Origin of the sequence: Parafrankia sp. Ea1.12, assembly GCF_900465275.1 — a bacterium.
GTDB classification, from domain to species: Bacteria; Actinomycetota; Actinomycetes; order Frankiales; family Frankiaceae; genus Parafrankia; species Parafrankia soli.
Window position 1 is genome coordinate 1 of sequence record NZ_UBIZ01000331.1, and the last position, 22,775, is coordinate 22,775.

14 protein-coding genes are annotated in these 22,775 nt (G+C 73.9%); 8 read left to right on the forward strand and 6 right to left on the reverse strand.

Annotated elements, in window-relative coordinates:
* Positions 1-106: 106 nt before the first annotated feature.
* The 5 genes from FMEAI12_RS18295 to FMEAI12_RS18310 form a co-directional block, all read right to left on the reverse strand.
* On the reverse strand, positions 107-3,157 hold the full coding sequence (locus tag FMEAI12_RS18295) for a protein kinase (protein ID WP_112106975.1): 3,051 nt from the start codon (positions 3,155-3,157) through the stop codon (positions 107-109).
* A gap of 106 nt (positions 3,158-3,263) precedes the next feature.
* The gene (locus FMEAI12_RS38330) at positions 3,264-3,542 is read right to left on the reverse strand and encodes a hypothetical protein (protein ID WP_235014166.1); all 279 of its coding nucleotides are present in this window, start codon (positions 3,540-3,542) and stop codon (positions 3,264-3,266) included.
* A 46-nt stretch (positions 3,543-3,588) separates the two neighbouring features.
* Complete coding sequence (locus FMEAI12_RS38335) at positions 3,589-4,083, reverse strand: hypothetical protein (protein ID WP_235014167.1); 495 nt, start codon at positions 4,081-4,083, stop codon at positions 3,589-3,591.
* A 140-nt stretch (positions 4,084-4,223) separates the two neighbouring features.
* The gene (locus tag FMEAI12_RS18305; protein WP_071060049.1) at positions 4,224-4,868 is read right to left on the reverse strand and encodes a two-component system response regulator; all 645 of its coding nucleotides are present in this window, start codon (positions 4,866-4,868) and stop codon (positions 4,224-4,226) included.
* A 139-nt stretch (positions 4,869-5,007) separates the two neighbouring features.
* Entirely contained in the window at positions 5,008-9,222 is a 4,215-nt protein-coding gene (locus FMEAI12_RS18310; RefSeq protein ID WP_112106976.1) for a HAMP domain-containing protein, read from the reverse strand.
* A gap of 229 nt (positions 9,223-9,451) precedes the next feature.
* Between FMEAI12_RS18310 and FMEAI12_RS36650 the strand changes: the two genes are divergently transcribed.
* From FMEAI12_RS36650 to FMEAI12_RS18325, 3 genes are all read left to right on the forward strand, one after another.
* A complete protein-coding gene (locus FMEAI12_RS36650) occupies positions 9,452-9,694 on the forward strand; it encodes a hypothetical protein (protein ID WP_160144293.1) in 243 nt (80 codons plus the stop codon).
* A gap of 160 nt (positions 9,695-9,854) precedes the next feature.
* Complete coding sequence (locus FMEAI12_RS18320; protein WP_112106977.1) at positions 9,855-12,242, forward strand: SpoIIE family protein phosphatase; 2,388 nt, start codon at positions 9,855-9,857, stop codon at positions 12,240-12,242.
* 301 nt (positions 12,243-12,543) lie between these two features.
* Entirely contained in the window at positions 12,544-12,966 is a 423-nt protein-coding gene (locus FMEAI12_RS18325; protein ID WP_235014168.1) for an ATP-binding protein, read from the forward strand.
* Here FMEAI12_RS18325 and FMEAI12_RS18330 read toward each other — a convergent pair.
* Positions 12,963-14,468, reverse strand: coding sequence for a type III PLP-dependent enzyme (locus FMEAI12_RS18330; RefSeq protein WP_112106979.1), 1,506 nt, complete (start codon positions 14,466-14,468; stop codon positions 12,963-12,965). The genes FMEAI12_RS18325 and FMEAI12_RS18330 overlap by 4 nt on opposite strands.
* A gap of 366 nt (positions 14,469-14,834) precedes the next feature.
* Between FMEAI12_RS18330 and FMEAI12_RS18335 the strand changes: the two genes are divergently transcribed.
* The 5 genes from FMEAI12_RS18335 to FMEAI12_RS18355 all read left to right on the forward strand — a co-directional run bounded on the left by FMEAI12_RS18335 (position 14,835) and on the right by FMEAI12_RS18355 (position 22,759).
* The gene (locus FMEAI12_RS18335; RefSeq protein WP_071060041.1) at positions 14,835-16,253 is read left to right on the forward strand and encodes a diaminobutyrate--2-oxoglutarate transaminase family protein; all 1,419 of its coding nucleotides are present in this window, start codon (positions 14,835-14,837) and stop codon (positions 16,251-16,253) included.
* On the forward strand, positions 16,250-17,707 hold the full coding sequence (locus FMEAI12_RS18340) for a pyridoxal-dependent decarboxylase (protein WP_112106980.1): 1,458 nt from the start codon (positions 16,250-16,252) through the stop codon (positions 17,705-17,707). Before FMEAI12_RS18335 ends, FMEAI12_RS18340 begins: the two co-directional genes overlap by 4 nt.
* 125 nt (positions 17,708-17,832) lie before the next feature.
* On the forward strand, positions 17,833-19,497 hold the full coding sequence (locus FMEAI12_RS18345) for an IucA/IucC family siderophore biosynthesis protein (protein WP_368672085.1): 1,665 nt from the start codon (positions 17,833-17,835) through the stop codon (positions 19,495-19,497).
* Positions 19,497-20,912, forward strand: a complete 1,416-nt coding sequence (locus FMEAI12_RS18350; protein ID WP_112106986.1) for a lysine N(6)-hydroxylase/L-ornithine N(5)-oxygenase family protein — start codon at positions 19,497-19,499, stop codon at positions 20,910-20,912. Before FMEAI12_RS18345 ends, FMEAI12_RS18350 begins: the two co-directional genes overlap by 1 nt.
* Positions 20,909-22,759, forward strand: coding sequence for an IucA/IucC family siderophore biosynthesis protein (locus FMEAI12_RS18355; RefSeq protein WP_112106981.1), 1,851 nt, complete (start codon positions 20,909-20,911; stop codon positions 22,757-22,759). Before FMEAI12_RS18350 ends, FMEAI12_RS18355 begins: the two co-directional genes overlap by 4 nt.
* Positions 22,760-22,775 lie beyond the last annotated feature (16 nt).

The window sequence follows — 22,775 nt, forward strand, 5'->3', positions numbered from 1 at the left end:
CCACTACTCGCCGCCCTGCCTCCGGAACTGACCACCGACCGGGACACCGCCCCGACCCTCCGGCCCAGGCAGGGCCGGAGGGTCGGGGCGGTGTCCCGGTCGGTGGTCAGTTCCGGAGGCAGGGCGGCGAGTAGTGGCGGTCGGGGATGTACCTGCGCCAGTCCCGCCTCGTGATCTCGGCCTGGGCCCGGCCGCAGACCTGGTCCCGCGCGGTCCGCGGGTCGAGATCCCACACGCGCGCGCCGTTCCCGTCGGCGACGGCGAGTGTCCGGACGGGGCCGTCGGCGAAGGCGAGCGCGGTCGGCGCGAGGCTGACCGGTTGGGGCGTGGCCGATTCGAGCGCCGCCGGTTCGGGTGAGGCGGGCGCCGACCCGGCGATCGCGAGCGCCGCGAGGTCGGAGGGTCCGGCGGAGTCGGAGGGTCCGGCGGAGTCGGAGGGTCCGGCGGAGTCGGAGGGTCCGGCGGAGTCGGAGGGTGCCGCGGGCGTGGGCAGGATGAGCCGGGGGCGCGGCCGGGCCGGGTTCGACATGTCCCAGACGCCGACGTCGCCGCCGCCCGCCGCGGCGGCCACCGCGAGTGCCCGCCCGTCCGGTGAGAAGGCCACCATTCCCGCGCCGCTCGCGGGGGCGAAGGAGGTGAGCCGGTGCAGCCCCCGCGGGTCCCCCGGCCGGTAGATCTCCACCACGGACCGCGACTTCTCCGGCGGCGCCAGGGACGAGGCGACCGCCATCGGAACGCCGGTGGTCGCCCCGGGCTCCGTCGCGGCGTCCGGCAGGCCGGTGGTGGCTACCGCGAGCGTCCGGCCGTCCGGGGAGTAGGACGCGCCGGCGACCACGCCCTCGCCGTGCAGCAGGCCCTGCCGGCGCGGCTGACGCGGATCATGCAGCGACCACAGCGAGAGGCGGGCGGCCCCGCCGACCAGGATCTGGTCCCCGCCCGGGGAGAACGCCAACGCGGTGATCGGCCCGGGTGTCCGCAGGACGGCGAGCTCGGCGGGGGCGCGTGGGTCGGCCACGTCCCACAGCCGGAGCATGCCGTCCGAGGAGCCGGTGGCGATCGCGTCGCCGGCCCGGCTCACCGCGATCTCGCCGACGGTGCCGGTGTGCCCGGCGAGCACGCCGAGCCGCTCGACCGCGCCGTCCGGCGTCACCCGCCACAGCTGGACCTTGCTCTCGCCCGCGCCTGCCGGGCGGGCCGCGGTGACGATGATCTGGCCGGCGGCGGCCGTCCGCCCGGGGGGCGACACGTAGCCCACAGCGCTGACCGCGGGCCCGTCAACGGGGAACGCGGTGATGCGACGGTTGGCGGACGGGTCGGTGAGGTTCCAGAGGCCGGCACCGGTGTCGCCCGCGGTGACGATGCTGCTGCCATCCGGGGCCACGGCGAGGTCGCGGACGTCGCCGGGCAGGTGGCCGCTCCGACGGACGGCCGCGGCGATGAGCGCCTCGCCGGCCGCCGCGGTCGGAGCGATCTCGTAGGCCGCCGCGGCGAGCTGGCCGGCGAGGTCCGGCTGACGCTCCAGCAGGGCGCGCGCCTGACCGGCGGTGGCCTTGGACGCCCGCACCGCGGCCTGGGCCCGGACAGCCCCCGTGATCTCGACCGCCATGGTCAGGACGGCGAGACTGGCGATCCCCGCCATGAACAGCCGAAACAACCAGTGCCCGTCAGGCCGTCGACGTCCGTCGGCCGGCGCAGTGGACTCCGACAGCTCCGATGGCTGGGCCGGCTCCGAAGACTGGGCCACCTCCGAAGACTGAGCCGGCGGCCTTCCGATCCCGGGCTCGGCGGCAGCGCTGGCCGCCGCCCCGGTGCCAGCCCCGGGACCGCTCTCAGGCTCGGGCCTCGCTTCGGACTTCGCCGTGGGCTCAGGTTCGAGCGAGGCCTCGGGCCCGAGTTCAAGCTTCGTCTCAGACTCCGCCGTGGGCTCGGACTCCGCCGTGGGCTCGGACTCGGCCGTGGGCTCGGACTCGGCCGTGGGCTCGGACTCGGCCGTGGGCTCGGACTCGGCCGTGGCCTCGGGTTCGACCTCCGTCTCAGACTCCGCCGGGGCCGCAGACGCGGGCGCGGGCTCGGCATCGGAGTCGGGCGTCGGATCCGGAGCGACAACCGCGTCCGGCGCGCTCGCCGGCACCGGGGCGGGCTCGGCGGCCTCGGCGACTGCCACAGCGGCCGCCGGGACGACGCCAGCGGTGTCGGCAGGTGCCTCGACCGCAGACATCTCGTCAGGCGGGGCGGCGGGCGTCTCGGTGGGCGGGGCGGCGGCGCTTACGGCCGCCGCGACGGCGATCTCGAGCGGATCCAGGCCCGTGGGTGCCGGGAGGCCCCCGACGAGTCGTCCGAGCACCTCGAGCAGCTCCGCGGCGCCGGGTCGGCGGGAGGGATCCTTACGCATCGTGGCGCTGACTACGTCGCGTAGTACCGGGTCCAAACCGGTGAGGTCAGGTTCCGCATAGACCGCACGTTGCAACAGAACCTGCGGTGATCCGTTACCGAACGGCAGCCGTCCGGTCGCGGCGAAGAGGACTGCTCCACCCCACGTGAAGACGTCTGACGCCATCGTGAGCGGCTGCCCCAGGACATGCTCCGGGGTAATAAATGCGGGGGTACCCATCCCGGGCCCTGATCCGCCGCGACCCGGTAGGGCAACGGTGTTCAGAACTCGCGACAACCCGAAGTCGACGAGGCGGATTCCACCCTCGAAAAGCACCACATTCGCCGGTTTAAGGTCACCGAAGACGAGACCGGCACCATGGAGCCCCGTCAGCGCCGAACCGAGCGCCACGGCGAGCCGGCGAACGTCGGGCACCGCCAGCGGACCGCCCTGCGCGACCGTCGCTGCCAGGGTCGGAGCGTCCACGAACTCGGTGACGACATACGGCGGATGGGCGGATGTGTCGGCGTCGATGATGTCCGCCAGGCACGGAGGTGCCAGTGCGCGGACAGTCTCGAGATCGGCGCGCAGCCTGCGGCGGAAATCATGGTCGCGAGCGAACGCCGCGCTGATCACCTTGATGGCCACCTGGCCGCCCTCGGGATCCCGCCCGAGATAGACCGGCCCGGTTCCGGCCTCGAGGAGCTGACGTTCTACAGCATACGGACCGATCGAAACCGGTTGATTGCCGCGCGAACGTTCGAGGTGTCGCCGGGCAATGACCACAGATTCGACACCTCCGAAATATTTGTGAAACCCCGTAACGGGATGTCGCAGGCGCGTCGGGCGCAACCGCATGTTATCGGCGCGGTCGGGCGCCTACGCGGCCTGGTTACGCTTCGCGGTTCCCGAGGACGGCCGCGGCGGCGAGCAACGGGCCCGGGTGGCGGTGCACCGCCTCGGTCGTCAACGGGCCACCAGCGAGCGCACGGAGAACCTCCTCGCGGTGCGGGACCTGCGCACCTGGCGCCCTTACCAGCCCGGCGAGCGCGACGAGCCCGCCCAGGTGATGCTCCAGACCATCCCGATCCGGGCCGGGAACCCCACCCAGCCACGCCCGATGCTGGTCCGCGCTCATGATTTCCCACACCACCCGGTCCGTCACCCCCACAGGCCCCTTCGGACCACCCTGCGGACCACTCGGACCATTCGGCCAGTCATGAATGGCCACGATGTGCGGCACCCGAATCAGCCCCGTACCGGCGGCACCGGCACCGGCCGGGCCACGGGCACCACCGACGGCGACGACACCCGCACTGCCGGGCGGCGGGCCGGAAAGCTCCGGGCGATGGTCCGCGACGACGATCCGCACCGACAGGCCGCGGCCGGCCCGGGCATCGCGGACCCGGCCCGCGAAGCAGACCGCGAGCGCCGCGGCGGCTGTCGGCGCGTAGCGCGTGCACGGCGACGGCCGTCAGGTCGGCCGCCCGCACCAGGGCGGTGGCCGTGCGGGCGGCCTGGGCGGGGTCGGCCATGACGAAGTCGACCAGCGTGACGACCGAGCCCTCCGCCGGGTCGCCGGGCCGCACCCGGCAGACCGGGGAGTCGGGTAAGCGGCGGACCCGGTCGATGGTGATCAGACCGTCGGCGTAGGGCAGCCGCAGCCGGGGCAGATCCTCGGCGGCGATCGCGTGCGGGTCGCCGCCCGCCATCGACCCGCCCCCTCGCGACCACTCCCGGTACGAGGGACCTTACCGTCGGCGCACACGGCAGGGGGACGAAACGGCAACCCGCCAGTCGGCGGGCAACTACCGGCCCCGCCGCTGCCGGCGCAGGCCGGCGCCGGCAGCGGCTACTCGACCTGGCCGCCCGTCGAGCGCGCGAAGGGCCGCAGCCGCGAGACCAGGCCGCGCACTTCGGCGCTCGCGGCGGCGAGCGTCTCCTCGTTCGACGTCGCGGCGCCGTCGAGGAGCACGTCGAGCGCGATCAGGCGCTCGGCGACCTCGGTGATGAGGTCGAAGTCGCGCACCCGCTGGTGGGCGAGTTCGGCCAGCCGCTCGTTCTTCTCGAACAGCTCGACGAAGACGCTCACCTTGGCCCGCAGCAGCCAGGGATCGAACGGCTTGGCGATGTAGTCCACCGCGCCGACCGCGTAACCCCGGAAGGCGTGGTGCGGCTCGCGGTCGATCGCCGTCAGGAAGATGATCGGAGTGTCCCGCGTCCGCCCGCGCTGCTTGATCCGGTGCGCGGTCTCGAAGCCGTCCATTCCAGGCATCTGGACGTCGAGGAGGATGACCGCGAAGTCGTCGATGAGCAGGCGCTTGAGCGCCTCTTCGCCCGAGGACGCGGTCACCAGATCCTGGTCCAGGGAGGCGAGGATCGCCTCCAGCGCCATCAGGTTGTCGGGTCGGTCGTCCACCAGGAGGATCTTGCTCCGGGGCCGCTCAGTGTTCGACGCGCCCTCGGTGTCGACAGGACCGCCGGTCCGCTCGGTCACCCGCCTGCCTCCTCCTTCGCCGGTCGGCCTGGGTGTTCGTGGTGATGGCACCACTGCTCAACCATCGCCGATCGGCATGTCCGGTCCAGCACCGGCCCGTCGACACATACCCGAATGCGCACCATACGCGATCTGATCATCACAGATACGACCGCATCACTCCGAGGAGGTGATCAAGGTCTACCGGCTTGGTGATGTAGTCGCTCGCACCGGCGGAAATGCTCTTCTCCCGGTCACCGGGCATCGCCTTCGCGGTCAGCACGAGGATCGGCAGCGCCGCGAAGGCCGGCATCGCACGGATCTCCGACGTGGTCTCGTTGCCGTCCATGCCCGGGAGCATGACGTCCATCAGCACCAGGTGCACCGGCGCGTTGTCCTGCTGCAGCATCCGGATGGCGTCGTGGCCGTTGTCGGCGTAGAGCACCCGCATGCCGTGCATCTCCAGCGCGCTGGTCAGGGCGAACACGTTGCGGACGTCGTCGTCGACCACCAGGATGCTGGCGCCCACGAGCGGGTCGCCGCCGTCCAGGTTCGTCGTCGGCGGCCGCGCGGGCGCCTGTGGGTCGGTGAGGAACGGGGTGCCCTCGGCGGGCGTCCGGTCGCCGGCTGCGTCGGTGCCGCCGCGGCCCGACCACGAGGTGCGCGACAATCGGCGGGCCGCCTTGGGCTCGACGGGCCGGCCGGGCGCTCCGTAGGCCCGTTCGCCGTCACGCTGCCTGCCGGTGCCCGCCCCGTTGGACGTGCCGGCAGGAGCCGGGCCGGCGCTCTCCCGGTGCGCCGCGTCACCGGGCGACTCCGGCGCCGCCGGCCTGCGCTCCGCCGGGACGAGCGCGGCCCGCTCGACGCCGGCCAGCACCGGCCCACGACCGTCGTCCCCGCCGTCGGCCCGTGACCGCGGCTGGACGGCACCGTCCACGATCATGAGGACGCCGTCGGGCTCGCCGGGGTGGGGGCCCGCGGGTGCCTCCGGAGGCATCACCGACGGGACGAACAGGGTGAACGTGCTGCCCTGCCCGATCTGACTGGAGACGGCGATCGACCCGCCCAGCAGGCGGGCGATCTCCTTGCTGATCGACAGCCCCAGGCCGGTACCGCCGTAGCGGCGCGAGGTCGTGCCGTCCGCCTGCTGGAAGGCCTCGAAGATCATCCTGAGTTTCTCGGCCGCGACCCCGATGCCGGTGTCGGTGACGGCGAAGGACAGCACCATCGGCGCCGAGCGCAGGCTGGGCGCGACGAACGGGGTGTCGGGCGAGGCGACGGCGACGTCCAGCCGGACGGTGCCGGCGTCGGTGAACTTGACCGCGTTCGACAGCAGGTTCTTGAGCACCTGCTGGATGCGCTGCTCGTCGGTGACGAACTCGTCCGGCACGTCCTCGGTGACGCTGATCTCGAAGGTGAGGCCCTTCTCCTCGGCGGTGGGCCCGAACACGCCCGCCACCGCGTCGCACAGCGCGGCGGTGCGCACCGGGCCGGCGTCGACGTTCATCTTGCCGGCCTCGACCTTGGAGAGGTCGAGGATGTCGTTGATCAGCCCGAGCAGCTCCGAGCCGGCGGAGTGGATCGTCTCGGCGAAGTCGATCTGCTTCTGGCTCAGGTTGTGGTCGGGGTTGTCGGCCAGCAGCTTGGCGAGGATGAGCAGGCTGTTCAGCGGGGTGCGCAGCTCGTGGCTCATGTTCGCCAGGAACTCCGACTTGTACTGCGAGGACAGCGCGAGCTGCTCGGCCTTCTCCTCGAGCCCGATCCGGGCCAGCTCGATCTCCTGGTTCTTCTCCTCCAGCAGCGCCGCCTTCTCCTCCAGCTCGTTGTTCGTGCGCTGGAGCTCGACGGACTGCGAGCGCAGCTCCTGGGTCAGCCGCTGCGACTGGGCGAGCAGCTCCTCGGTGCGGGCGTTCGCCATGATCGTGTTCAGGACGACGCCGATGGTGTCGACGAGCTGGTCGACGAGCGTGAGGTGCAGGTCGGAGAACGGGGTGAAAGAGGCCAGTTCGATCACACCGAGAACCTGGTTCTCGAAGATGACCGGAACGACGACCAGGTCGCACGGCGGCGCCTCGCCCAGGCCGCTGCGGATGTTGAGGTAGCCGGCGGGCACGTCCTCGACCCGGATGCGCTTCTTCTCCAGCGCCGCCTGGCCGATGAGGCCCTCGCCGAACAGGAACGTGCCGTCCGAGCGGCGCCGCGGCACCGAGCCGTAGCCGGCGACGTAGCGCAGCTTGTCGCCCTCGATGAAGTCGAGCAGGTAGACCGTGCCCTGCTGGGCGTTCACGGCCGGCGTCATCTCACTGATGATCATCTGGCAGACGGTGTAGAGGTCGCGCTGGCCCTGCATCTTGCTGCCGATGAGGGCCAGGTTCGACTTGAGCCAGTCCTGCTGGGCGTTGACCTCGGTGGTCTCCCGCAGCCGGGCGATCATCTGGTTGATGTTGTCCTTGAGCTCGGCGACCTCGCCCTCGGCCTCCACCGTGATGGAGCGGGTCAGGTCACCGCGGGTCACCGCGGTGGACACGTCACCGATCGCGCGGAGCTGGATCGTCAGCGTCGACGCGAGCTGGTTGACGTTGTCGGTCAGGTCCTTCCAGGTGCCCGCGACACCGGCGACCGTGGCCTGGCCGCCCAGCTTGCCCTCGACGCCCACCTCGCGGCCGACCCGGGTGATCTCGGCCGCGAAGGACGAGAGCTGGTCGACCATCGTGTTGACGGTGTCCTTCAGCTCGGCGATCTCGCCCTGCGCGGTGACGGTGATCTTCTGCGAGAGGTCACCGCGGGCCACCGCCGTCGCGACCAGGGCGATGTTGCGGACCTGGCCGGTGAGGTTGCCGGCCATCGAGTTCACCGACTCGGTGAGATCCCGCCAGACCCCGGAGACCCCCCGAACGTGCGCCTGACCACCCAGGTTGCCCTCGGTGCCGACCTCCTTGGCCACCCGGGTCACCTCGTCGGCGAACGACGAGAGCTGGTCGACCATGGTGTTCAGGGTTTCCTTGAGCTCGAGGATCTCACCCTGCGCGGTGACGGTGATCTTCTGCGAGAGGTCACCGCGGGCCACCGCCGTCGCGACCAGGGCGATGTTGCGGACCTGGCTGGTCAGGTTGCCGGCCATCGAGTTCACCGACTCGGTGAGATCCCGCCAGACCCCGGAGACCCCCCGAACGTGCGCCTGACCACCCAGGTTGCCCTCGGTACCGACCTCCCAGGCCACCCGGGTCACCTCGTCGGCGAACGACGAGAGCTGGTCGACCATCGTGTTCAGGGTGTGCGCGAGACCCGCCACCTCGCCGCGGGCGTCGACGGTGATCTGGCGGGTCAGGTCACCGCGGGCCACCGCGGCGGCGACCTCGGCGATGCTGCGCACCTGGGTGGTGAGGTTGCCGGCCATGACGTTCACCGAGTCGGTGAGATCACGCCACACCCCGGAGACACCCTTGACCTGGGCCTGGCCGCCGAGCTTGCCCTCGGTGCCGACCTCCTTGGCCATTCGGGTGACCTCGTCGGCGAACGCGGAGAGCTGGTCCACCATCGTGTTGACGGTCGACTTCAGCTCGTGGATCTCACCGCGCGCGTCGACCGTGATCTTCTGCGACAGGTCACCCTGCGCCACCGCCGTGGTCACCTGGGCGATGTTGCGGACCTGGCTGGTCAGGTTGCCGGCCATCGAGTTCACTGACTCGGTCAGGTCCCGCCAGACCCCGGAGACCCCCATGACCTTGGCCTGGCCACCGAGGTTGCCCTCGGTACCGACCTCCTTCGCCACCCGGGTCACCTCGTCGGCGAACGACGAGAGCTGGTCCACCATCGTGTTGACGGTTGTGCCGATCCGGAGGAACTCGCCACGCACCGGCTGCCCGGCGATCTCCAGCGCCATCTGCTGGGAGAGGTCACCCTCCGCCACCGCGGCGATGACCCTGGCGACCTCGTGGGTGGGCCGGGCCAGGTCGTCGATGAGCGAGTTCACCGAGAGCGTGAGCTCGTCCCAGCCGCCACTGCCACCAAGGTCGTCCATTCGCAGGGTGAGACGACCGTCACGTCGAATTACCTTGCTCACCCTGGAAACCTCGCGGGCGTGCCGCTCCTGCATCCCGGCGAGCTCGTTGAACCGGCGGGCGACGTCCCCGCCGACGCCGTCACCGATCGGCAGCCGGACGCCGAACTCGCCGTCGACGAGCCGGTCGAGCCCGGTGAGCAGGCTGGAGAGCAGGGCGTCCGTGCCACCGCCGGGCCCCGTGGCGGCGCCCGTGCCCGTGCTGTTCACCGCGGCGTTCACCGGCAGGGTGGCCGTGGCGCCCGCGGGCGGGCCACCGGAATCCCCGGCACTCGCGGGGAACTGCTGGCGGTCGGGGCTCGCGTCGGCGCTCATCAGTCTCCTACCTTGCCTGTGACGGTGGAATTATCGGGGCTGCGAACCGCTTCAAAACGACTCCGGCACCGACGTCGGTGGGTTCGGTGACCACCCCGTGGGGTGCGCGACCAGGCCCGGGCCGCTGCCGGCGGAGGGCGGGCAGCTGTCGGGTCGGCGGCTGTCGGGTCGGTGTCCATGCGGCTCGCATCCGTTCGGCTGGCTCCTGGGGATCGGACGGGACTGGCCTGTGCGGGTTCGGTCGCTGGTGGTCGGGCTGCTGGTCGTCGGGTCGCTGGTCGTCGGGTCGCTGGTCGTCGGGTCGCTGGTCGTCGGGTCGCTGGTCGTCGGGTCGCTGGTCGTCGGGTCGCTGGTGGTCCGGCTTGTGGGGCGCCGGCCCACGGGGGGCCGTCGGCAGTGTGGTCCAGATCCGGCGGCGGACGGGCGTGGGGCGGTCAGTGGTGCGGAATGCATCCGTGGAGGGGAGGTGTGATGGTGTCGTGCGGTCGATCCGGACTGTGGTTCTGCCGTGGACTTTTGTCCCCAGCTGAGCAACTTCACGCTGCACAACTTCATGACAAGAGCGCTCGGACCGAACGCACCAGCCGCCAGTATCCGCCTTACCGAGGACAACGCAGGAGAGACTGAGCCACATGAACGCCGACCCCGCGGCACAGGCCGGAGACCGGCGCACTCCACCGCGTTCGGTCGCCCTCCCGCCGACCGCCGACTCACCCCGGTCGGCGCGGCGGTTCGTGCAGGAGACGCTGCGCGGCAGGCTGGACGAGGACACGCTGGATTCGGCGCTGCTGCTGGTCACCGAGCTGGTCACCAACGTGGTCGTGCACGCCGGCACGGTCGCGACGGTCGACGTCGCCGAGGAGCACGGCAGCGTGCGGGTGGCCGTGGGCGACCGCCATCCCGTGCGCATCGGCGTCGGCCGGCGCGAGACGGCCGTGCGCCGGCCGCAGCCCACCGACCCCGACGAGGACATCGAAAGCCTGGAGAGCCTGGAAGGACTTGAAGGGTTCGAGACGATCGGCGGCGGCACGGCCGGCATCGACGGCCTGCGTGAGGACGGACGCGGGCTGGCCCTCGTAGACGCGCTCGCCAGCTCCTGGGGAACGGAGCACGTGGCCGGGGGGAAGACGGTCTGGTTCCGGCTGGAATCCCGGCGGCGGGAGGACCCGCGGCGGTCGGCCTCGCTGGACGACGTCCATTCCGCGCCGAGCATCACCCACGATCCGGTACCCCCACAGCCCACACCTTCGGGCCCTCCTCCGGGCCCGCTCGGCGCGTCGCCTGTCGACGATCTCCTGATGACCACCGCCGGCGCGGGCGCCGGTACCACCACGGTGACGGCCCGGGCGCCAACGGCGATGTCGACCCGGATGCCCCGGCTGCTGGCCCGCGACACCGCGCGGGCGCTGACCGCCGAGGGCGAGGTCTCCGAACTGCTCGCCCAGCTGCTGGACGCCGTCCCGGCCGTCGGTGGCCGGGTACAGCGCCCCTCGCAGGACGGTGTGCGCACCGAGACGGTGGCCACGCTCGGGCGTACCGGGCCGAGCGCCGACGCCCGGGTGTTCGCCCTGGACCCGACGCAGGACAGCCTCGGCGAGCTCCTGCTGTGGCCGTACCGCGCCGCGGACGACCGTCCGGCCGGCGTGCCCGGCGAGCCCGGCGCGGGCCATGAGCCTGGCAACGGCGCCCACCACGCCGCCGTCCACCACGCCGAATTCGACCGCGACCCGTTCGACATCGAGCGGATCCAGCTCGTCTCGCGGTGGATGGCGCTGGCGCTCGGCGGCGGCGACATGCGGCGCGCGGAGGAGCGCCGCATCGGGATGCTGTCCTTCCTCGCCGAGGCGTCCGACCTGCTCGCGGGCAGCCTGGATCTCACCCACTCGCTGACGCTGCTCGCCCGGCTGCCGGTCCCCCGCCTCGCGCAGTGGTGCGCGGTGTACCTCAACCGGGACGACGCCGGCCCGAAGCTCCAGGCGGTCGGGCATGCCGAGGAGTCGGAGACCGCGGCGCTGAACGAGGCCGCCGTCGACCCGGACGGCGCGCTCATGGCCGCCGTACGCGCCGCCCGTGGGGACCAGGTGCAGACCGTCACGGCGTTCGGCGGGCCGGCACTCGTCGTCGTCCTGCAGGCGCGCCGGCGGGTGCTCGGCGTGCTCGCGCTCGGCCGCTCGGCCGGGCACACCTTCCTCGCGGACGAGATCGACCTGCTCGCGGACCTGGCCCGGCGCGCGTCGTTCGCCGTGGACAACGCCCGGCTCTACAGCCGCCAGGTGGAGCTCGCCGGCACCCTGCAGGCCGGCCTGCGCCCGCCGGCGCTGCCCCGCATCCCCGGGATGGATCTCGGCTCCGCCTACGGCGCCGCGCAGTCCGCCGGCCTGGACGTCGGCGGGGACTTCTTCGACCTGATCTCCGGCCCGACCGGCTGGACGGTGGCCATCGGCGACGTCTGCGGCAAGGGCGCGGAGGCCGCCACCGTCACCGGTGTGGCCCGTGCCGTGCTCCGCCTGCTCACCGGGCGGGGCGCGGACCTCGAGGAGCTGCTGGTCGAGCTGAACCGGGCACTGCGGGACACCGCCACCTCGCACCCGAACGGGCAGGGCCGGTTCTGCACGCTGGCCGCCGCGTCGCTGCTGCCGTCCGAGACCGACGGCGCCCGGCTGCGCCTGCACCTCGCCGGCCACCCGCAGCCGGTCGTCCTGCACAAGGACGGCACGGCCTCGCTCGTCGGCCGGACAGGCACGCTGCTGGGCGTGCTCGACGACGACGAGACGTCCTTCCCCGGCCTGGACCTGCACCTGCACGCCGGGGAGTCCCTGGTGCTGTACACCGACGGGGTGGTGGAGGCGCGCCGCGGGCGTGAGCTGTTCGGCGACCAACGGCTGGTCGACGCGGTCGCCGGCTGTGCGGGCCTGTCCGCGCAGGGGGTGGCCGACCGGGTGCTCACAGCCGCCGAGCGCTTCGCCGGCGGCAACCTGCGCGACGACGTCGCGATCCTGGTCACCCGGGTCGCGGACTGACCCCGGTCCCGGCCGGCCCTCGCCGGCCGCTCGCGGACCGGCCGCTCGCGGACCGGTCGCTCGCCGGCCCGTCGCGGACCGGTCGCTCACCGCCCGGCGACGCCCCGGAGTGAAGGCGGTTCGCCGGTGTGGTGAACTGATTGGAGCACCGATGACACAACACCCGCCAATGGCCCCAACGCCATTGCCGGACGTTCGTCACACAACACCGCGTAGGAGATTGCTCAGGCGATCCGATGGGTAGGCGGTCCGGGATGTCCCCGTTCAGACATGGTGATCGATGAGTCCTACGTCGGTTCCGATGAACGTGGTGCGGCAGGCGAGCTCGTGTCGCCCACCGGCCACGCACATCCTCGCCGAGCTGCCCTACCTGCCGTCCGCCGTCCCGCAGGCGCGGCGGGTCCTCCGTGAGTGCCTGGTTCTGACCGGCCTGCCCGACGACACGCGGTGCACCGCCGAGCTGCTGGTCAGCGAGCTCGTCACCAACGCGGTCAAGTACGGGCGGCCACCGGTGTGGCTGCTGGTCGAGCTGCGGCCGGGCCTCGTCCACGCCTCGGTCTCGGACACGTCGACCACCCTGCCGCAGCGCCGCGAGGCCGACCCGGACGCCGAGGGCGGCCGCGGCCTGCTCGTCCTGGACGCCCTGGCCGGCAGCTGGGGCGCGGTGTCGGTGGAGTCCGGCAAGTACCTCTGGTTCGACCTCCCGGTCATCCGGATGCCCTAGGTACCGCGCCGACCGGGAACCCCGGAGTTGAGTCCCGTACCCGTACCCGGCTGGTCCACGACGACGCGGTGGGCGCGCGGGTGGCCGAGGAACTCGTGCATCGCGAACTCGTAGCCGTAGGCGCCGGCCATCGGGAAGACGACGACATCCCCGGCGCGCAGCCGGTCGACGGTCACGTCGCGGGCGAGGGTGTCCTCGGGGGTGCACAGCTCCCCCACCACGGTCACCGGGCCCGCAGCCACCTCCGGCCGGGGCCAGCCGGGCAGCCAGTCGTCCCGCGGGACGACGGCGAAGTTGTGGACGATCTCCCAGGACGTCGGCAGCTGGAAGTGGTGGATGCCGCCGCGCAGGACCGCGAAGGCGCCGCCGTGGACCAGCTTGACGTCGGTCACCTCGGCCGCGTACCAGCCGCAGTCGGCCACCAGGGCCCGGCCGGGCTCGAAGACCACCCGGACCCCGGTCGGGGGACGCAACTGGTCCAGGCCGGCGCCGAAGACGTCCAGGTCGAAGGGCCGCTCGCCGAGCCGGTCGGGCTCGAAGGGCACCCCGAGGCCGCCGCCGACATCCACCACCCGCAGGTCGACATCGCCCAGGCGGGCCTGACGGACGGCGAAGTCCAGGCACCACCGCACATAGTCCAGGTGGGCGGTGGCATCGAGGTTCCCCGACACCGCGTGGACGTGGAAGCCGACCAGGTCGATCCACTGCAGCGAGCGGGCCAGCTCGACCGCCGCGGGCACGTCCCGCTCCTGGATTCCGAAAGCGGTCGGGCGCCCGCCCATCCGCAGCGAGCCGGAGAGGCCGACGCGGGCCGGGTTCACCCGCAGCGCGACGGCGGCCCGCCGCCCCGTCTCCGCCGCCACGGCGTCGATCCGCCGCAGCTCCAGCGGGCTCTCGGCGTTGACGACGTCGACCGCCGGCACCGCGCCCCCCGCCGGCACCGCGCCAAGGAGCGCACGCAGCAGGCTCACCGACTTGCCCGGCCCGGACGCCACCAGCCGCGCCCCGCCGGACGGGTGTTGCCCGGCCGCCCGCACCGCGCCCCGCTGCCGGGCACGCTCCACGGCCGCGGCGGCCAGGGCGAGCTCGTGCGCCGACGAGACCTCGAACCCATCGATGCCGGCACCGGCACCTGCGCCGTCGCCGCGCCCGGAACCGGAACCGGAACCGGTGCCGGTGCCGGTGCCGGTGCCGGTGCCGGCACGAGCGCCGCTCCCGGCACCCGCGGCGGTCCCGGCGTCGGTGTTCGCGGTTCCGGCGAGCAGGGCGTCGAGGATCGGGGGGAAGGCGTTCGCCTTGACCGCGAAGAGCAGCTCCGCCCAGTCGGGCAGGTGTCGGCGCAGCTCGGCGGCCCGTGCCGCGGCCACCGCCGGCGAGTAGAGGTAGCCGCCGATCTCTCCGCGCCGCGCGGGCCACTCCCGCAGGCACGCGAGCACCGCCGCCGGCAGCCGATCGGGGCCGAGCGCGCGCAGCGGCGCGGCGGAGATGGGGAGATCCAGCACGGCGCACCCTTCCGGCGCCCGTGCGCCCGTGACCAGGACCGCACCCGCTCGGCCCGGTTCCCGCGCGACGTCCGACGTCCCGACATGTGACGATGACGGGGTTGATGCGCAACGCGCAAGCCCGGCGACGTTACGAGCAGCTGCCACGGGCCGCCGAGGGTGACGTACGACCAACCGGAGGTCACCGGAAACGACCGTTTCCAGCCCTGGGCGATCGTAACCTTACGAAGGGCAACATTTTCGTACGGGTAACCGCGACCACGAGGGCAGCCGCGAGAGGAAGACCTCTGCTCGTTCACAGGCCGGGGATCGGGAATGAATTAAGTTAGCCTTCCTTGACCCGGCCCGTTCGAAGGGGAATCGCCCGTGACGACGATCTCGCCAGCCGATGTCGGCGTCGGCCCCGACGGCGCGGATCCCGCCGTGGCGCCGGCGATCCTGGCCCGGCAGGAGGCCCGCGAATCGGCCGCCCGCACCTACGCCCGCTCCCTGCCGATCGTGCCGGTCGAGGCGGCGGGCTGTTGGATCGTGGGTGCCGACGGACGACGCTACCTGGACTTCCTCGCCGGTGCCGGCACCCTGGCCGTCGGCCACAACCACCCGGTGGTCGTCGAGGAGATCGAGCGGGTCCTGCGCTCGGGTGCCCCGCTGCACGCCCTCGACATCGCCACCCCGGAGAAGGACGCGTTCACCGAGGAGCTGGTGGGCGACCTGCCGCCCGGGCTGCGGGAGGACCCGAAACTGCTGTTCTGCGGGCCGACCGGCGCGGACGCCGTCGAGGCGGCGCTGAAGCTGGCGCAGACGGTCACCGGGCACCACAACGTGCTCGCCTTCACCGGCGCCTACCACGGGATGACGTCCGGAGCCCTCGCCGTGACCGGCAAGGTCGCCGCGAAGGAGCCGCTGCCGGTCGCCGGGGCGGTCGTCCGGCTGCCGTTTCCCTACCCCTACCGCTGCCCGTTCGGGGTCGGCGGCGCGGCGAGCGCGGAGATCTCGGCCAGCTACGTCGAGCGGCTGCTCGACGACTCGTGCGGCGGGATCACCAGCCCGGCGGCGATGATCCTCGAGCCGGTGCAGGGCGAGGGCGGCGTGATCCCGGCGCCGGACACCTGGCTGCGCGCGATGCGCGAGCTCACCACTCGCCGCGGCATCCCGCTCATCCTGGACGAGGTGCAGACCGGGGTCGGGCGCACCGGCACGTTCTGGGCCTGTGAGCGCGCCGGGGTGGTGCCCGACATGCTCGTCATGTCCAAGGCGATCGGTGGCGGCCTGCCGCTGGCGGTCGTCGCCTACCGCGCCGAGCTGGACACCTGGGCTCCGGGCGCGCACGCCGGCACGTTCCGCGGCAACCAGCTCGCCATGGCCGCCGGGCGCGCCACACTCGAGCTCGTGCGGACGCAGGCCCTGGCCGAGCGCGCGGCCGCGGCCGGCGAGCGGCTGCTGACCGGCCTGGAGAGCATCGCCCGGGGCAAGCCGTTCATCGGCGACGTGCGCGGGCGGGGCCTGATGCTCGGGCTGGAGGTCGTCTCGGCCGAGGCGGCGCCGGACGAGATCGGCGCGCGCCCGGCGGACCCCCGCCTCGCCGCGGCGATCCGGTCCGAGTGCCTCGCCCGTGGTCTGATCATCGAGCTCGGCGGCCGGGACGACGCCGTCCTGCGGCTGCTGCCGCCGCTGACCGTCACCGACGAGGAGGCCGACCTCGCGTTGGAGATCCTCGCGGAGTCCGTTTCCGCGGCGACTGTCACCGCAGCGACTGCAACCGCGGCGACCGAGCAGGCGGGATGACCAGGCCGGGTCACCGCCCGGCCGACGAGTTGCGGGACCTGCTCGGCGTCGCCCTGGGCGCGCTCGACGCGGGCCGCCGCGACCGGGTCGGCCCGCTGCCGGCCGGCGGGCCGGTGGCCGTCCGGCGGGTGGCGCTGGCCGCGCTCGGCGGGGGGCGGCTGCTCACCGCGGCGGGCAGCGGCGAGGCCGCGGCTCTCGACGCCCTCACCCGCATGCTCTCGGCGGGCTCAGCCGACCCCGCCGACCCGTTCTGCGCGGCGCACCTGCACTGCCCGCCGCTGCCCGTCGCCGTAGCCGCCGATCTCGCGGTCAGCGCGCTCAACCCGTCGCTGGACTCCTGGGACCAGGCCCCGGCCGCGACGACGGTCGAGACGGAGGTCGTCGCCGCGCTGGCCGAGCTGGCCGGCCTGGACCCGGCGCGCGCGGTGGGCACGGTGACCACCGGCGGCACCGAGTCCAACCTGATGGGGCTGCTGATCGGCGCCCAGGGCCCCGGTGGTGGCGGCGGTGGCGGGCCGCGGGTCGCCGTCCTCTGCTCGGCGGCCGGCCACCATTCGGTGCGCCGCGGCGCCGAGCTGCTGGGGCTCGGCGAGGTGGTCACCGTCCCGGTCGACGGCGCGCACCGGATGGACGTCGGCGCGCTGCGGGCGGCGCTGGCCGGCCACGGCGGGCCCGCCCTCGTCGTCGCGACGGCGGGCACGACGGACGCGGGCGCCATCGACCCGCTGGGCGAGATCGCCGCGGCGGTGCGTGCGCACCCTGCACCCGGCTGGCTGCACGTGGACGCGGCCCACGGCGGCGGCGCCCTGTTCTCCCACCGGCTGTCCGGGCTGCTCGCCGGACTGGCCGAGGCCGACTCCATCGCCCTCGACCTGCACAAGCTGGGATGGCAACCGGCCCCCGCGGGGATCTTCCTCACCCCGTCCGGCCGCGGGTGGGAGCGGCTGGAGACCGAGGCCGCCTACCTCAACCCCGCCGACGAGACCGCCGCCGGCTACCCGAGCCTGCTGGGCCGGTCGCTTCGCACCACCCGCCGGCCGGACGCGTTCAAGATCGCCGTGACCCTGCGCGCGCTGGGCCGGGACAGGCTCGGCGCCCTGGTGGACGCCTGCCACCGCCTCGCCCGGCACGCCGCGGCCGTCATCGAGGCGGACCAGCGGCTCGCGCTCTCGGCACCGGTGACCCTCAGCACCGTGCTCTTCCGCTACGTCCACGACGTCCACGACCGGGAGACGGGAAGCCGGGAGGCGCTGGACCGGCTGAACGCGGCGATCCGGCTCCGGCTGCTCGCCGAGGGCGCGGCGGTCGTCGGGCGGACCACGGCCGGGGTGGACGGCGCCGTCCACCTCAAGCTGACGCTGCTGAACCCGGCCGCGACGCCGGCCGACGTCACCGCCCTGCTCGCCCTCGTCGCCGCGACCGGCGACCGGCTGGCCGCCGAGCCGGCGGCGTGACCGGCCCGAGCGGTCCCGCCGAGACGTCCGCGACGTCCGCGACGGCTCCGGCAGGCATGAGGACTCCGGTAGGCACGTGGGCTCCGGTAGGCACGTGGGCTCCGGCGGACGCTGCGGACGAGGTCGTGACCGAGGTGCTGCTGCGCTGCTGGACCCGGGAGTTCGGGCCGCCGCCGGTCCCCGGTGGTGGGGAGCTGCGGCTGGCGCTGCCGTCCACCGGGCTCACTGTCGACGTCGCGCTGACCTACCGCTCCGCCACCGGCTGGCACCGTTTCGGCCGGCCGCGGCTGGGCGGCGCCCCGCTCGACGCCAGCCTGCTCGCCGCGCTCCTGATCCGCGAGGCCGCAGCCGCGACCGGAGCTGGAGCCGGGGGCGGGTCGCCGGCCGCGGCCACGCGGACGGCGCTGGCGCGCGTCCTCGACTCGGCCGAGTGGATCGCGCGCATCATCGCGTTCCCCCGCCGCGCGCCCGCCGAGCCCTTCCTCGCCGCGGAACGCGCCCTCGTCACCGGGCACCCGTTCCACCCCGCCGCCAAGAACCGGGGGGAGGCGCCCGAGGCCGAGTGCGCCCGGTACTCACCCGAGCTGGACGGCTCCTTCCCGCTGCACTGGTTCGCCGCGCATCCCGACATCGTCCGGCACGGCGGCCCGGACCCGTCCGCGCTGCTCGCGTCGCTGCGCGGCGGCGGCGGCCCGGCGCTACCGCCGGGGTACCGGGCGCTGCCGGCCCATCCCTGGCAGGCGCGGGCCGTCCCCGCCCGCCCGGAGGCCGCCAGCCTGCTCGCGGACGGCCGGCTGGTGGACCTCGGCCCGACCGGCCCGCCCTGGTTCCCGACGGCGTCCCTGCGCACCGTCTGGCGGCCGGACGCGCCGGTCATGCTCAAGCTCTCGCTGGGCATGCGGATCACCAACTCGCGGCGCGAGCTGCACCGCGACGAGCTCGATCTGGGCGCCGAGATGGCCAGGTACGCCCGGCTGGCCCTCGACGGGTGGCTGCGGGCCCGCCACCCGGCCTTCCGGCTCGTCCCGGAGCCGTCCTGGGCCGGGGTGCGGGCCGAGGGCCTGGAGTGCACTCTGCGGACGAACCCGTTCAGCGCGGGTGACCGCGTCGCGTGCGCCGCGGCGCTGGTGGCCGACCGGCCGGATCTGGAGCCGGGAGCTCCCGGGCGCTCTCGGCGGTCGATGCTCGCCGGGCTGATCAGCCGCCTGGCCGGATCAGCGCCCACCGGGCCGGTGGCCCGCGAGTGGTTCGCCCGCTACCTGCGGGTGCTCGTCATCCCGGTGCTCGACCTCTACCTGCGCCGCGGCGTCGGCCTGGAGGCCCACCTGCAGAACACCCTCGTCTCGCTGGACGAGCGGGGCTGGCCGATCGCCGGGTGGTACCGCGACAGCCAGGGCTACTACCTGGCCGCCTCGCACGCCGACGCCGCGCGGCGCGAGGTCCCCGGCCTCGGCGACGGCCTGCCCGCGGTGTTCGACGACGAGTTGGTCGAGCAGCGGGTCGTCTACTACGCCGTCGTGAACAACGCCCTCGCTGTCATCGGGGCGCTGGGCGCGGCGGGGATCGCCGACGAGCCCGACCTGCTGCGCGGCCTGCGGGACGCGCTCCTCGCGCTGCGCTCGGAGCTGCCCCGTCACGGCCTGCTTGACCAGCTGCTGGACTCGCCCACCCTGCCCTGCAAGGCCAACCTGCGGATGTGCGTGGACGGCCGGGACGAGTTGGTGGGACCGGTGGCGAGCCAGTCCGTCTACGTGGAGATTCCCAATCCGCTCGTGGAGGTCCGCCCGTGATGTCACCCTCCCCCGCCGCCGGGCCTGAGGCGTCCGCCGGCGCGCCCTACGACCTGCTCGGCGTGGGGCTGGGCCCGTTCAACCTGTCGCTGGCGGCGCTCGCCGACGGCGTGCCGGGGCTGCGAACGGCCTTCTTCGAGCGGCAGGACGCGTTCCGCTGGCATCCCGGGCTGCTGCTGGAGGGCACGTCGCTGCAGGTGCCGTTCCTGGCCGACCTGGTCACGCTGATCGACCCGACCAGCCGCTGGTCGTTCCTGTCCTACCTGCGCGAGCACGACCGGCTGTTCCGGTTCTACCTCTACGAACGCTTCCACCTGCCGCGCCGCGAGTACGACGACTACTGCCGCTGGGTGGCGCACGCCCTGGGGTCGGCGCGGTTCGGCTCCCGGGTCGACGCGGTGCGCTGGCATCCCGACGCCGCCCTGTTCCGGGTGACGGTCAGCCACGCCGGCGAGCCGGCCCCGGTGACCGTGACAGCGCGCAACCTGGTGCTCGGCGTGGGCACCGAGCCGGCCGTCCCGGAGGCCTTCGCCACCGTGGCCGACCCCCGGGTGTTCCACTCGGCCGACTACCTGGGACGTCGCGACCAGCTCGACGGCGCCCGGCACGTCACCGTCGTCGGCTCCGGGCAGTCCGGCGCCGAGGTGTTCCTCGACCTGCTCCGCTCGCAGCCCGGGACGGGGCACTCGCTGGCCTGGATCACCCGGACCAGGGCCTTCGCCCCCATGGAGTACTCCAAGCTGGGCCTGGAACAGTTCACTCCTGACCACGTCCGCTACTTTCACGGACTCGACCAGGAGACGAAGGACGCCGTCGTCCCCGGCCAGTGGCAGCTGTACAAGGGCGTCGACGCGCAGACCATCGCCGAGATCTACGACCTGCTCTACGAACGCAGCATCGGCGGCGCCGAGGCGGACGCCCTGCTGCTGCCGAACGTGTCGGTGAAAGGGGTGACCCACGGCGGCGGAGAGCTCAGCTACCGCCTGCGCTGCCGGCACCGGGACCAGCACCGGGAGTTCGCCGTCGACACCGACGCGGTCGTGCTGGCCACCGGCTACGCGGCCCGCCGGCCGGCGCTGCTCGACCCGGTGGCCGGGCTGCTCGACCTCGACGCCGGCGGCCGGTTCAAGGTCGACGAGCGGTACCGGGTCGCGACCGAGCCGGAGGTGAGCGGGCGGATCTACGTCCAGAACGCCGAGCTGCACACGCACGGTGTGGGCGCGCCCGACCTCGGGCTGGGGGCCTGGCGGGCGGCGGTCATCCTCGACGATCTCACCGGTGGCCGGGCGCACCGCCTGCCCCGCCCGGCCGCGTTCACCACCTTCGGCGCCCCGGCCCGGCCCCAGTCGCCCGGCGGGCCCGCCGCGGGCACCGCCCCGGCCCGGCCCGTCGAGGTCGGCGGAGCAGGCCGTTGACCACCGGGCTTCCCACAGCCGCCGCGGGGCGGTGGCGCGCTGCCGGGCTGGCGCTGCTCACCCGACTGATCGCGGAGCTCGCCTACGAGGAGCTGCTCGTCCCGCGGGCCGAGCCGGCGTCCCCGCCGCGCACCCCGCCGCCGGTCGGGCGCGGCGCGCCGGCGCCGTACCGGATCGAGTGCGGCCCCGTCACGTACACGTTCACCGCCCGGCGCGGCACGTTCGGCACCTGGTGGCCCGACCCGGCGACGCTGCGCCGCGACGGCGAGCCGGCCTGGGATCCGGCCCGGTTCCTGCTCGACACCCGGCAGGGCCTGGGCTGGTCCGGGGACGTCCTGACCGATGTCGTGCGCGAGGTGACGGCCACCCAGCGCGCCGACGCCGAGATCCTGCGGACGGCCCTGCCGGCCCGCGCGCTCGCCGACCTCTCCCACCTTGAGCTGGAGGGGCACCAGACCGGTCATCCCTGCATGATCGCGAACAAGGGGCGGCTCGGGTTCGACGCGGCCGACGCGGCGCGGTACGCCCCGGAGTCGCGCCGCCCGTTCCGGCTGCGCTGGGTGGCCGCCCACGCCGAGCTGGCGCGGCTCGTCACCGGCCCCGGGCTGGGCGCCACCGGGCTGCGTGAGGCCGAGCTCTCCGCCGCCACCAGAGCCGAGTTCGGCGCGGTCCTGCGCGCCGCGCTCGAGCCCACCGCCGGGGCGGACGCCGCCGCGTTGGCCGAGCGGTACGTGTGGCTGCCGGTGCACCCGTGGCAGTGGGAGAACGTGGTCGCGCCGATGTTCGCCGGCCCGCTCGCCACCGGGCAGCTGGTCGACCTCGGCGAGGCGCCCGACCGCTACCTGCCGTTGCAGTCCGTGCGCACGGTGGCGAACATCGACACCCCGGGCCGGCGCGACGTCAAGCTCGCGCTGATGATCCGGAACACGCTGGTGTGGCGCGGGATGTCCGCCGCGGACGCCACCGCCGGACCGGCCGTCTCGGCGTGGCTGGTGTCGCTCGCCCACGGTGATCCGGTGCTGCGGGCCACCGGCGTCGTCGTGCTGCCCGAGATCGCCGGAGCCACCGTCGCGCATCCCGCCTTCGACGCGGTGCCGGACGCCCCCTACCGGCTGCACGAGCTGCTCGGGGTGCTCTGGCGGGAGCCGGTCGCGTCCTTCCTGGCCCCCGACGAGCGGGCCCGGACGATGGCCTGCCTGCTCACCGTCGGCGCGGACGGCGAGTCGCTGGCCGCCGAGCTCGTCCGCCGCTCCGGGCTCGAGCCGGCGCGGTGGCTCGCCGCGCTGCTGGACGCGCTGCTCCCGCCGCTGCTGCACTACCTGTACGTGTACGGGGTGGCGTTCACCCCGCACGGCGAGAACGTGATCTGCGTGTTCGACGCCGGTGGGATCCCGCGGCGGATCGCGGTGAAGGACTTCGGCGCGGACATCGACCTCGTCGAGGGAGAGTTCCCCGAGCGGGCGGCGACGGACGGCGGCGCCGGCGCGCTGTGCCGCCACTGGCCGGGCCGGATGCTCGCCCACTCGGTGCTCTCGGCGGTGTTCGCCGGCCACTTCCGCTACTTCTCGGTGATCGCCGCCGACCATCTCGGCGTACCCGAGGAGGAGTTCTGGTCGCTCGTCCGCGGCGCCGTGGAGGACTACCAGGAGGCCCACCCGGAGTACGCCGAGCGGTTCGCCGCGGTCGACCTGCTGGCCCCGTCCTTCGAGCGGGTCTGCCTCAACCGGGAGCAGTTCGCCGGGGCGGGTTTCCACGACCGCTCCGGGCGGGACGCCCAGTTCGACGTCCTGCACGGCACGGTGGCGAACCCGCTGGTGCTCGCCCCACCGCGGCGGAGCCACGGGTGACCCCCGAACCGGACCA